Raw genomic sequence first — 15,378 nt, 5'->3', positions numbered from 1 at the left:
ACAATGATGAAGTCGCAATTACTGAACCAGTACTAAACGTTACTCTCGAACAAAGCGTTACCAACGACGGTGTTACTACTGCAGTTAACAATGGTGATGTTTTTGACTTCGATGCTGGCGACACAGTTAGTTATACCGCAACTGTTGAACACGACGCAGCGAGTACTGCAGACGCCTTTGATCTCAACATTGTTCTTGATATTCCAGCAAATACCGAACTTCAGTCACTTGACCTTGGTGACGGTAACATCATAAACGATCCAGCTATTCTCGCCAACTTTTTAGTTGATACTGATAACGATGGAATTGATGATCAAATACAAATTACTGATGCACAACTTGAAGCTGTTGGTCTTGAAAACTTAGCACAAAACGACACACTCGAAATTAAATACGATGTTGAAATTCTCGACACTGCTGTTATCGGCGACAATTTCGCTGTTGACGCTGCTGTTGATTTCGATACCCAAGAAGATGTTGGACCAAACGTCGATGCTGACGGTAATGAAATCGATCGCGCCGGGGTACAAGCGCAAGACGATATAGCTTTACAGTCTGTCTCTCAAATTGCTGTTGAAACCAACATTGGAGTGGACAACAATAATGATGGAGTTGTTGACCTCACGAACTTCCAAATTGGTGACGATGTTCCTGTACAGATTGATGCGGATGTTCTTGAAGGAACGAGTGAAAACGTTGTTATCACTCAAGTAATTCCTGCAGGAATCGAATTTGATCTCGATACTTTTGTTATCACTCTTGATGCAGGAGTGACTTCTGACAATGTTACTGATAACGGGGACGGTACTTTTACGATTGATCCAGCGGCAATAAACACAGCGGTTGATGGTGACGGCAACACTGTTCTTACTATTGAGCTTGGCGATGTTGTTAACGAAGGAAGTAATGAATTTAATCCTGAACAACTCGGAGACGCAGACACACGCGGCGACGATCAACCTGACATAACCATCAACTTCGATGGCATTGTTCTCGACGATGCTGTGAATAATAACAATGGCGACAATAAAGCTTTCGACACGACAATTACTACTGCTGATGACGATGGTAACGAAGTCGCTAGCGATGATGACAATGATGAAGTCGCAATTACTGAACCAGTACTAAACGTTACTCTCGAACAAAGCGTTACCAACGACGGTGTTACTACTGCAGTTAACAATGGTGATGTTTTTGACTTCGATGCTGGCGACACAGTTAGTTATACCGCAACTGTTGAACACGACGCAGCGAGTACTGCAGACGCCTTTGATCTCAACATTGTTCTTGATATTCCAGCAAATACCGAGCTTCAGTCACTTGATCTTGGTGATGGAAACGTTATAAACGATCCAGCTATTCTCGCTAACTTTTTAGTTGATACTGATGACGATGGTATTGATGACCAAATACAGATTACTGATGTTCAACTTGAAGCGATTGGCCTAGAAAACTTAGCACAAAACGACACTCTCGAAATTAAATATGATGTCGAAATTCTCGACACTGCTGTTATCGGCGACAATTTCGCTGTTGACGCTGCTGTTGATTTTGATACCCAAGAAGATGTTGGACCAAACGTCGATGCTGACGGTAATGAAATCGATCGCGCCGGGGTACAAGCGCAAGACGATATAGCTTTACAGTCTGTCTCTCAAATTGCTGTTGAAACCAACATTGGAGTGGACAACAATAATGATGGAGTTGTTGACCTCACGAACTTCCAAATTGGTGACGATGTTCCTGTACAGATTGATGCGGATGTTCTTGAAGGAACGAGTGAAAACCATTAGCGATGTTCTTGAAGGAACTAGTGAAAAGTTGTTATCACTCAAGTAATTCCTACAGGAATCGAATTTGATCTCGATACTTTTGTTATCACTCTTGATGCAGGAGTGACTTCTGAAAATGTTACAGATAACGGTGACGGTACTTTCACTATCGATCCGGCAGCAATAAACACAGCGGTTGATGGTGACGGCAACACTGTTCTCACTATTGAGCTTGGCGATGTTGTTAATGAAGGAAGCGATGAATTTAATCCTGAACAACTCGGAGACGCAGACACACGTGGTGACGATCAGCCTGACATAACCATCAACTTCGATGGCATTGTTCTCGACGATGCTGTGAATAATAACAATGGCGACAATAAAGCTTTCGACACGACAATTACTACTGCTGATGACGATGGTAACGAAGTGGCTAGCGATGATGACAATGATGAAGTCGCAATTACTGAACCAGTACTAAACGTTACTCTCGAACAAAGCGTTACCAACGACGGTGTTACTACTGCAGTTAACAATGGTGATGTTTTTGACTTCGATGCTGGCGACACAGTTAGTTATACCGCAACTGTTGAACACGACGCAGCAAGTACGGCAGACGCCTTTGATCTCAACATTGTTCTTGATATTCCAGCAAATACCGAGCTTCAGTCACTTGACCTTGGTGACGGTAACATCATAAACGATCCAGCTATTCTCGCCAACTTTTTAGTTGATACTGATAACGATGGAATTGATGATCAAATACAAATTACTGATGTGCAACTTGAAGCTGTTGGTCTTGAAAACTTAGCACAAAACGACACACTCGAAATTAAATACGATGTCGAAATTCTCGACACTGCTGTTATCGGCGACAATTTCGCTGTTGACGCTGCTGTTGATTTCGATAGTCAAGAAGACGTTGGACCAAACGTTGACGCTGATGGCAATGAAATCGATCGCGCTGGAGTACAAGCGCAAGACGATATAGCTTTACAGTCTGTCGCTCAAATTGCTGTCGAAACCAACATTGGTGTAGACAACAATAATGACGGAGTTGTTGATCTAACTAACTTCCAAATTGGTGACGATGTTCCTGTACAAATTGATGCCGATGTTCTTGAAGGAACGAGTGAAAACGTTGTTATCACTCAAGTAATTCCTGTAGGAATCGAGTTTGATCTCGATACTTTTGTCATTACTCTTGATGCTGGGGTTACTTCTGAAAATGTTACTGATAACGGTGACGGTACTTTCACTATCGATCCGGCAGCAATAAACACAGCGGTTGATGGTGACGGCAACACTGTTCTCACTATTGAGCTTGGCGATGTTGTTAACGAAGGAAGTAATGAATTTAATCCTGAACAACTCGGAGACGCAGACACGCGCGGCGACGATCAACCTGACATAACCATCAACTTCGATGGCATTGTTCTCGACGATGCTGTGAATAATAACAATGGCGACAATAAAGCTTTCGACACGACAATTACTACTGCTGACGACGATGGCAACGAAGTGGCTAGCGATGATGACAATGATGAAGTCGCAATTACTGAACCAGTACTAAACGTTACTCTCGAACAAAGCGTTACCAACGACGGTGTTACTACTGCAGTTAACAATGGTGATGTTTTTGACTTCGATGCTGGCGACACAGTTAGTTATACCGCAACTGTTGAACATGATGCAGCAAGTACGGCAGACGCCTTTGATCTCAACATTGTTCTTGATATTCCAGCAAATACCGAGCTTCAGTCACTTGATCTTGGTGATGGAAACGTTATAAACGATCCAGCTGTTCTCGCTAACTTTTTAGTTGACACTGATGATGATGGTGTTGATGACCAAATACAGATTACTGATGTTCAACTTGAAGCGATTGGCCTAGAAAACTTAGTACAAAACGACACTCTCGAAATTAAATATGATGTCGAAATTCTCGACACTGCTGTTATCGGCGACAATTTCGCTATTGACGCTGCTGTTGATTTTGACACTCAGGAAGATGTTGGACCAAACGTCGATGCTGACGGTAATGAAATTGTTCGTACTGGAGTACAGGCGCAAGACAATATCGCTTTACAGTCTGTCTCTCAAATTGCTGTTGAAACCAACATTGGAGTGGACAACAATAATGATGGAGTTGTTGACCTAACAAACTTCCAAATTGGTGACGATGTTCCTGTACAGATTGATGCGGATGTTCTTGAAGGAACGAGTGAAAACGTTGTTATCACTCAAGTAATTCCTGCAGGAATCGAATTTGATCTCGATACTTTTGTTATCACTCTTGATGCAGGAGTGACTTCTGACAATGTTACTGATAACGGGGACGGTACTTTTACGATTGATCCAGCGGCAATAAACACAGCTGTTGACGGCGATGGAAATACTGTTCTTACTATTGAGCTTGGCGATGTTGTTAACGAAGGAAGTAATGAATTTAATCCTGAACAACTCGGAGACGCAGACACACGCGGCGACGATCAACCTGACATAACCATCAACTTTGATGGCATTGTTCTCGACGATGTTGTTAACAATAACAATGCAGATAATAAAAACTTTACGACTACTATTACAACAAGTGATGATAATGGTAATGAGCTTGCAAGCAATGTAGATAACGACGAAATCGAAATTGTCGAGCCGATCTTACAAGTGGAGATTGTACAAGAGTTCAACGGAGTTGCAATCAACAGCGGTGACCAACTTGCTGATCTTGATGCCGGTGATGTTATAAACTACACCGCGACCATCACTCATGTTGGAGATGCTACAGCCGATGATCCAGCTGACAGTCAGACAGATGCTTTTGACATTCAGTTCAATGCTAATGTTCCTGACGGAACAGAAGTGACAGAAGTGCGCGTTACTCTAGAAGATGGTACAGAGCTTATTCTCGATGCCGACAACGGTGATTTTGTTGTTCAAGATGTAAACGGAGTAGATACTATCATCATCACTGATGCTGTTCTTGGCGATTTAGCTTTAGGTAACGAGATCATTGTTGAGTACGATGTTACTCTTCTCGATGAAATCAATCCGCTTGACGTTCTCGAAACTGACGCGGTTGTCGACTTTGATTCGCAAGACGCTGCGGGAGACAACAACATTGAGCGCAACAACAATGCTGATGCTGACGCGATTACCACTCAGTTGCCTGACACACTTGATATTGATATCGAGATAGCAAACGACGATTTCCGAATCGGAGATACTGTCGAAGGAACAATCAATCTGAATCTGCAGGAAGGTACGACAGACAATGTAGTCATCACACTACCTGTTCCTGATGGACTCACTATTGACCCAGTAAATGGCATTGAGATCATCTTTCCAAATGGCGCTTCTTCTACTATACAAGATGCGCAGATTATAAATGACGAACTTGTGATAGATTTTGGAAATGTTACAGTTCCTGGAGTTGATGGATTTGACAATAATGGAGTTGACATTCAAATCAACTTCGATGCGATTGTCCAAGATGACAACGTCAACAATAACAATACCGATGATAAACTTTTTGAAGTTACTGCGACGAGCAATAACAATGGGACTCCTAACGAAGCTACTGATAACGACGAAATCGAAATCGTCGAGCCTATCTTACAAGTTGATATCGTACAAGAGTTCAACGGTGTTGCAGTCAACAGCGGTGACCAACTCGCTGATCTTGATGCCGGTGACGTTATAAATTACACCGCGACTATCACTCATGTTGGAGATGCTACAGCCGATGATCCAGCTGACAGTCAGACAGATGCTTTTGACATTCAGTTCAATGCTAATGTTCCTGACGGAACAGAAGTGACAGAAGTGCGCGTTACTCTAGAAGATGGTACAGAGCTTACTCTCGATCCTGACAACGGTGACTTTGTTGTTCAAGATGTAAACGGAGTAGACACTATCATCATCACTGATGCTGTTCTTGGCGACTTAGCTTTAGGTAATGAGATCATTGTTGAGTACGATGTTACTCTTCTCAACGAGATTAACCCGCTTGATGTTCTCGAAACTGACGCTGTTGTTGACTTTGATTCGCAAGACGCTGCCGGTGACAATAACATTGAGCGCGACAACAATGCTGATGCTGACGCGATTACCACTCAGTTGCCTGACACACTTGATATTGATATCGAGATAGCAAACGACGATTTCCGAATCGGAGATACTGTCGAAGGAACAATCAATCTGAATCTGCAGGAAGGTACGACAGACAATGTAGTCATCACACTACCTGTTCCTGATGGACTCACTATTGACCCAGTAAATGGCATTGAGATCATCTTTCCAAATGGCGCTTCTTCTACTATACAAGATGCGCAGATTATAAATGACGAACTTGTGATAGATTTTGGAAATGTTACAGTTCCTGGAGTTGATGGATTTGACAATAATGGAGTTGACATTCAAATCAACTTCGATGCGATTGTCCAAGATGACAACGTCAACAATAACAATACCGATGATAAACTTTTTGAAGTTACTGCGACGAGCAATAACAATGGGACTCCTAACGAAGCTACTGATAACGACGAAATCGAAATCGTCGAGCCTATCTTACAAGTTGATATCGTACAAGAGTTCAACGGTGTTGCAGTCAACAGCGGTGACCAACTCGCTGATCTTGATGCCGGTGACGTTATAAATTACACCGCGACTATCACTCATGTTGGAGATGCTACTGCTGACGATCCAGCTGACAGTCAAACTGATGCTTTTGACATTCAGTTCAACGCCAATGTTCCTGACGGTACTGAAGTTACTGAAGTTCGCGTTACTTTAGAGGATGGCACCCAGCTTACTCTCGATCCTGACAACGGTGACTTTGTTGTTCAAGATGTAAACGGAGTAGACACTATCATCATCACTGATGCTGTTCTTGGCGACTTAGCTTTAGGTAATGAGATCATTGTTGAGTACGATGTTACTCTTCTCGATGAAATCAATCCGCTTGACGTTCTCGAAACTGACGCGGTTGTCGACTTTGATTCGCAAGACGCTGCGGGAGACAACAACATTGAGCGCGACAACAATGCTGATGCTGACGCGATTACCACTCAGTTGCCTGACACTCTCGATGTTGACATCGACATTGCAAACGATGATTTCCGAATCGGAGATACTGTCGAAGGCACTATCAATGTTAATCTGCAAGAAGGTACTACTGACAATGTTGTTATCACACTACCTGTTCCTGATGGACTAACAATTGACCCAGTAAATGGTATTGAGATCATTTTTCCAAATGGCGCTTCTTCTACTATACAAGATGCGCAGATTATAAATGACGAACTTGTGATAGATTTTGGAAATGTTACAGTTCCTGGAGTTGATGGATTTGATAATGATGGAGTTGACATTCAAATCAACTTCGATGCGATTGTCCAAGATGACAACGTCAACAATAACAATACCGATGATAAACTTTTTGAAGTTACTGCGACGAGCAATAACAATGGGACTCCTAACGAAGCTACTGATAACGACGAAATCGAAATCGTCGAGCCTATCTTACAAGTTGATATCGTACAAGAGTTCAACGGTGTTGCAGTCAACAGCGGTAACCAACTCGCTGATCTTGATGCCGGTGACGTTATAAATTACACCGCGACTATCACTCATGTTGGAGATGCTACTGCTGACGATCCAGCTGACAGTCAAACTGATGCTTTTGACATTCAGTTCAACGCCAATGTTCCTGACGGAACAGAAGTGACAGAAGTGCGCGTTACTTTAGAAGATGGTACAGAGCTTACTCTCGATCCTGACAACGGTGACTTTGTTGTTCAAGATGTAAACGGAGTAGACACTATCATCATCACTGATGCTGTTCTTGGCGACTTAGCTTTAGGTAATGAGATCATTGTTGAGTACGATGTTACTCTTCTCGATGAAATCAATCCGCTTGACGTTCTCGAAACTGACGCGGTTGTCGACTTTGATTCGCAAGACGCTGCGGGAGACAACAACATTGAGCGCGACAACAATGCTGATGCTGACGCGATTACCACTCAGTTGCCTGACACACTTGATGTTGATATCGAGATAGCAAACGACGATTTCCGAATCGGAGATACTGTCGAAGGAACAATCAATCTGAATCTGCAGGAAGGTACGACAGACAATGTAGTCATCACACTACCTGTTCCTGATGGACTCACTATTGACCCAGTAAATGGCATTGAGATCATCTTTCCAAATGGCGCTTCTTCTACTATACAAGATGCGCAGATTATAAATGACGAACTTGTGATAGATTTTGGAAATGTTACAGTTCCTGGAGTTGATGGATTTGACAATAATGGAGTTGACATTCAAATCAACTTCGATGCGATTGTCCAAGATGACAACGTCAACAATAACAATACCGATGATAAACTTTTTGAAGTTACTGCGACGAGCAATAACAATGGGACTCCTAACGAAGCTACTGATAACGACGAAATCGAAATCGTCGAGCCTATCTTACAAGTTGATATCGTACAAGAGTTCAACGGTGTTGCAGTCAACAGCGGTGACCAACTCGCTGATCTTGATGCCGGTGACGTTATAAATTACACCGCGACTATCACTCATGTTGGAGATGCTACAGCCGATGATCCAGCTGACAGTCAGACAGATGCTTTTGACATTCAGTTCAATGCTAATGTTCCTGACGGAACAGAAGTGACAGAAGTGCGCGTTACTCTAGAAGATGGTACAGAGCTTACTCTCGATCCTGACAACGGTGACTTTGTTGTTCAAGATGTAAACGGAGTAGACACTATCATCATCACTGATGCTGTTCTTGGCGACTTAGCTTTAGGTAATGAGATCATTGTTGAGTACGATGTTACTCTTCTCAACGAGATTAACCCGCTTGATGTTCTCGAAACTGACGCTGTTGTTGACTTTGATTCGCAAGACGCTGCCGGTGACAATAACATTGAGCGCGACAACAATGCTGATGCTGACGCGATTACCACTCAGTTGCCTGACACACTTGATATTGATATCGAGATAGCAAACGACGATTTCCGAATCGGAGATACTGTCGAAGGAACAATCAATCTGAATCTGCAGGAAGGTACGACAGACAATGTAGTCATCACACTACCTGTTCCTGATGGACTCACTATTGACCCAGTAAATGGCATTGAGATCATCTTTCCAAATGGCGCTTCTTCTACTATACAAGATGCGCAGATTATAAATGACGAACTTGTGATAGATTTTGGAAATGTTACAGTTCCTGGAGTTGATGGATTTGACAATAATGGAGTTGACATTCAAATCAACTTCGATGCGATTGTCCAAGATGACAACGTCAACAATAACAATACCGATGATAAGCTCTTTGAAGTTACTGCTACCAGCAACAACAATGGAGTTCTTAACGAAGCTAGCGACGATGACCAAGTCGAAATCGTCGAGCCTATCTTACAAGTTGATATCGTACAAGAATTCAACGGTGTTGCAGTCAACAGCGGTGATCAACTCGCTGATCTTGATGCCGGTGATGTTATAAATTACACCGCAACTATCACTCATGTTGGAGATGCTACAGCCGATGATCCAGCTGACAGTCAGACAGATGCTTTTGACATTCAGTTCAATGCCAATGTTCCTGACGGAACAGAAGTGACAGAAGTGCGCGTTACTCTAGAAGATGGTACAGAGCTTATTCTCGATGCCAACAACGGTGATTTTGTTGTTCAAGATGTAAACGGAGTAGACACTATCATCATCACTGATGCTGTTCTTGGCGATTTAGCTTTAGGTAACGAGATCATTGTTGAGTACGATGTTACTCTTCTCGATGAAATCAATCCGCTTGACGTTCTCGAAACTGACGCGGTTGTCGACTTTGATTCGCAAGACGCTGCGGGAGACAACAACATTGAGCGGGACAACAATGCTGATGCTGACGCGATTACCACTCAGTTGCCTGACACACTTGATGTTGATATCGAGATAGCAAACGACGATTTCCGAATCGGAGATACTGTCGAAGGCACTATCAATGTTAATCTGCAAGAAGGTACTACTGACAATGTTGTTATCACACTACCTGTTCCTGATGGACTCACTATTGACCCAGTAAATGGCATTGAGATCATCTTTCCAAATGGCGCTTCTTCTACTATACAAGATGCGCAGATTATAAATGACGAACTTGTTATTGACTTTGGAAACGTCGAAGTTCCTGGCGTTGATGGATTTGACAATAATGGAGTTGACATCCAAATCAATTTTGACGCCATTGTTCAAGATGACAATGTCAACAACAACAATACCGATGATAAACTCTTCGAAGTTACTGCTACCAGCAATAACAACGGGGTTGAAAACGAAGCTACTGATGATGACCAAGTCGAAATCGTCGAGCCGATCTTACAAGTTGATATCGTACAAGAATTCAACGGTGTTGCAGTCAACAGTGGTGACCAACTCGCTGATCTTGATGCCGGTGATGTTATAAATTACACCGCGACTATCACTCATGTTGGAGATGCTACTGCAGACGATCCAGCTGATAGTCAAACTGACGCTTTTGACATTCAGTTCAACGCCAATGTTCCTGACGGTACTGAAGTTACTGAAGTTCGCGTTACTTTAGAGGATGGCACCCAGCTTACTCTCGATCCTGACAACGGTGACTTTGTTGTTCAAGATGTAAACGGAGTAGACACTATCATTATCACTGACGCTGTTCTTGGCGACTTAGCTTTAGGTAATGAGATCATTGTTGAGTACGATGTTACTCTTCTCGATGAAATCAATCCGCTTGACGTTCTCGAAACTGACGCGGTTGTCGACTTTGATTCGCAAGATGCTGCGGGCGACAACAACATTGAGCGCGACAACAATGCTGACGCTGACGCGATTACCACTCAGTTGCCTGACACATTAGAAGTTGATATCGACATAGCAAACGACGATTTCCGAATCGGAGATACTGTCGAAGGAACAATCAATGTTAATCTGCAAGAAGGTACTACTGACAATGTTGTCATCACACTACCTGTTCCTGATGGACTGACAATTGACCCAGTAAATGGTATTGAGATTATTTTTCCAAATGGCGCTTCTTCTACTATACAAGATGTGCAGATTATAAATGACGAACTTGTGATAGATTTTGGAAATGTTACAGTTCCTGGAGTTGATGGATTTGATAATGATGGAGTTGACATTCAAATCAATTTTGACGCCATTGTTCAAGACGACAATGTCAACAACAACAATACCGATGATAAACTCTTCGAAGTTACTGCTACCAGCAATAACAACGGGGTTGAAAACGAAGCTACTGATGATGACCAAGCCGAAATCGTCGAGCCTATCTTACAAGTTGATATCGTACAAGAATTCAACGGTGTTGCAGTCAACAGTGGTGACCAACTTGCTGATCTTGATGCCGGTGATGTTATAAACTACACCGCGACCATCACTCATGTTGGAGATGCTACAGCCGATGATCCAGCTGACAGTCAGACAGATGCTTTTGACATTCAGTTCAACGCCAATGTTCCTGACGGTACTGAAGTTACTGAAGTTCGCGTTACTTTAGAGGATGGCACCCAGCTTACTCTCGATCCTGACAACGGTGACTTTGTTGTTCAAGATGTAAACGGAGTAGACACTATCATCATCACTGATGCTGTTCTTGGCGACTTAGCTTTAGGTAATGAGATCATTGTTGAGTACGATGTTACTCTTCTCGACGAAATCAATCCGCTTGATGTTCTCGAAACTGATGCGGTTGTTGACTTTGATTCGCAAGACGCTGCAGGGGACAACAACATTGAGCGCGACAACAATGCTGACGCTGACGCGATTACCACTCAGTTGCCTGACACTCTTGAAGTTGATATCGACATTGCAAACGATGATTTCCGAATCGGAGATACTGTCGAAGGCACTATCAATGTTAATCTGCAAGAAGGTACTACTGACAATGTTGTCATCACACTACCTGTTCCTGATGGACTGACAATTGACCCAGTAAATGGCATTGAAATCATTTTTCCAAATGGCGCTTCTTCTACTATACAAGATGTACAGATTATAAATGACGAACTTGTCATTGACTTTGGAAATGTCACGGTTCCTGGCGTTGATGGATTTGATAATGATGGAGTTGACATCCAAATCAACTTCGACGCCATTGTTCAAGACGACAATGTCAACAACAACAATACCGATGATAAACTCTTCGAAGTTACTGCTACCAGCAATAACAACGGGGTTCTTAACGAAGCTACTGATGATGACCAAGTGGAAATCGTCGAGCCGATCTTGCAAGTTGATATCGTACAAGAATTCAACGGTGTTGCAGTCAACAGTGGTGACCAACTAGCTGATCTTGATGCCGGTGATGTTATAAATTACACCGCAACTATCACTCATGTTGGAGATGCTACAGCCGATGATCCAGCTGACAGTCAAACTGATGCTTTTGACATTCAGTTCAACGCCAATGTTCCTGATGGTACTGAAGTTACCGAAGTTCGCGTTACTTTAGAGGATGGCACCCAGCTTACTCTCGACCCTGACAACGGTGACTTTGTTGTTCAAGATGTAAACGGAGTAGACACTATCATTATCACTGACGCTGTTCTTGGCGACTTAGCTTTAGGTAATGAGATCATTGTTGAGTACGATGTTACTCTTCTCGACGAAATCAATCCGCTTGATGTTCTTGAAACTGATGCGGTTGTTGACTTTGATTCGCAAGACGCTGCGGGCGACAACAACATTGAGCGCGACAACAATGCTGATGCCGACGCGATTACCACTCAGTTGCCTAATACTCTAGAAGTCGACATCGACATAGCAAACGACGATTTCCAAATCGGAGATACTGTCGAAGGCACTATCAATGTTAATCTGCAGGAAGGTACTACTGAAAACGTTGTTGTTACACTACCTGTTCCTGATGGACTGACAATTGACCCAGTAAATGGTATTGAGATCATTTTTCCAAATGGCGCTTCTTCTACTATACAAGATGCACAGATTATAAATGGCGAACTTGTCATTGACTTTGGCAACGTTGAAGTTCCTGGAGTCGATGGATTTGACAACGATGGGGTTGACATCCAAATCAACTTTGACGCCATTGTTCAGAATGACGATAACAACAATAATGGAGACACAAAAGATTTTGAGGTTTCTATATCCAGTAATAACAATGACACACCTATTGTTGCTAACGATGACGATAACGTCACAATAACAGAGCCAAGTTTAGAGGTTACTATAACTCCAGATAACCCAACTCCTCGCAATGGTGACACATTAGAGTTTACTATAGATATCGAACATCTAGCAGATAGCACAGCAGATGCTCACGACGTTATCGTTACTGTACCTTTGGAAGAGGGATTCACATTCAATGGTAATACAACTCTTCCTGATGGAGTCACTGTTGAACAGATTGGCGATGATTTAGTATTTACTATACCTATACTTCCTGAAGGCGAAGATGTTTCTCTCGTTTTTGAGGTCGACATTGAAGGTATAGGTATCGGAACTGTAGTTCCAACAAATGCCGATGTCATCTTCGACAGTCAACCAGACAACGGAGACAATGATATTCAACGTACAGGTAATCCTAATGATGATGGTGGTGATATCAATGACCTTAATATTGATAATGAAGCACAAGTTCTCATTACAGGCTCTGATCTAAATATAAGCATTGACGATAATGTCGACGATGTAACTCCTGGCGATGATGTTGCTATCAGCGTTGTTGTCGCAAACAACGGCAATGAAGAGTCTACTGGAGCTGTAATTACTCAAACTCTTCCAGAAACAGTCGATATCAACCAACTAGAAGTATTAGATGATGATGGTAATGATATCACTGATAATGTAGTAGTAGTCGAAAACGCCGATGGTACATTTACTTTAACATTTCCACCTTTCGATTTACCAGACGGTGAAGAAGTAACTTTTACTATTAATACTGTAATTCTTGATGTTGTTCCTGCTGGTATAGATGATTTCAATATTGATGTTAGTATAGTCGATGATGGAACACACGGTGTCGATCCTACACCAGAAAATAACATCAATGATGACACAGATGTTCTAATAGCAGCGCCTGACTTATTTGTAAGTAAATCAACAGACGAGACAGAGTTCTTTGCTGGAGACACAATTCCTTACACTATTGTCGTTCAAAATAATGGTAATCAGGATGCTACAGGTGTTTTTATCAGCGATACATTACAAAATGAATTGAACTTTCAATCTGCTATAGCAACATTAGCTGATGGAAGCAATCAGCTACTAACCGCTGAGGTAATTACTGTTGTTTCTTTTGGTGAATTACCTGAACAAGTTAACCCTGAAGATGTAATCACAGAGTTTAACGGTGAATTCATTGTGGCTTTAGAAGATGTTCCACAAGAAGTTGTAGATGATGGACGTGCGAACAATACTTTTGAAACAACAGGTGTATTCGATAGCGATACAAACACCTTCAATTTTACAATAGGTGACTTTGCTGTAGGTGAAGAGGTAACCATAGAACTCAATACTGTTTTAGATGAAGCCATTGCAGCCTTTGTTGAAGATATAACTAACACAGTTACAGTAAGTGACGATGGAGAAAACGGTGAAGATCTAAATAGTGACGATAATACAGCACAAGAAATAGATGTACTTGTTTCTATACCTGATCTTCAAATAGAGAAAACAAACAACGTCAACTCTTTACAACCTGGACAAGTCACGACTTATGAATTAACCATACGCAACTTAGGTACTCAAGAAGCTCTAGGACTAGAGATAGTTGACACATTACCAGAAGGCGTATTTGATTTTATTGAGGCCTCTGACAATGGACAATTCGATCCAGAAACAGGAGAGGTAACCTTTAATATTGATAGTCTGCAGGGGCTTTCAGAAACAACAGTCACTGTAACTCTAAGAGTGAATGATGATTTATTAAGTAGCGGTATTAGAACCATAACAAACATTGCTTCTGTAACAGATGACGGAAGTCAGGGAATCGACTTAACACCAGATAACAATATAACACAAGATGTAGATGACTTCTTATTCTTTGTGTTTGACGCTTTGGATTCTAATCCAGTATTTGATCCAGCGAATCCTTCTGGAAACGACGATGGCTTTGGTGATCCTACAAGATTACGTAGACAACCATTTTTGAGTATAGACCCAATTTACAGTGGTACAGCTGCGCCGAATTCGTCGCAACAAGTTGTAATCTACGGTTCAGGTGGAAACATTATTGGAACACAAACAGTAATGGCTGATACTGGAGGAAACTGGTTGGCAACATTCCCAAATACAGTGATTTTTGAGGAACCGCATCACATAGAGATTGTCTCACAACAATCACATGTAATAGAGGACTCCGGATATAATATGAGAACTTACTTCTCATCTGTGTTACATAGTAGTGTTTATGCTAAAGAACTTTCATCAATTGATGATTTAGTTACACAGTTAACAGCAGAACAAATAGAAACACTTCTAGAATGGCAACAACAGGCATTGCTACAATTACAAGGAAATAGTGGTTTTCTATATGAATTCCTTCCGCAAGGAGCGATTCCTTCGACAAAGTAATGCC

2 protein-coding genes are annotated in these 15,378 nt (G+C 42.0%); both read left to right on the top strand.

Annotation, left to right across the window (positions count from 1 at the left end; genetic code table 11):
* Positions 1-1,793: hypothetical protein (locus tag UABHE_RS34480; RefSeq protein ID WP_372368050.1), on the top strand; the 1,793-nt coding region annotated here is incomplete at its 5' end.
* 102 nt (positions 1,794-1,895) lie between these two features.
* Entirely contained in the window at positions 1,896-15,374 is a 13,479-nt protein-coding gene (locus UABHE_RS34475) for a hypothetical protein (RefSeq protein WP_372368049.1), read from the top strand.
* The last annotated feature ends 4 nt before the right edge of the window (positions 15,375-15,378 follow it).

Source organism: Candidatus Uabimicrobium helgolandensis (assembly GCF_041508025.1).
Classification (GTDB): Bacteria; Planctomycetota; Uabimicrobiia; order Uabimicrobiales; family Uabimicrobiaceae; genus Uabimicrobium; species Uabimicrobium helgolandensis.
Note: the sequence above shows the minus strand (reverse complement) of the source record. Positions and strands in the feature narration are given on the sequence as shown.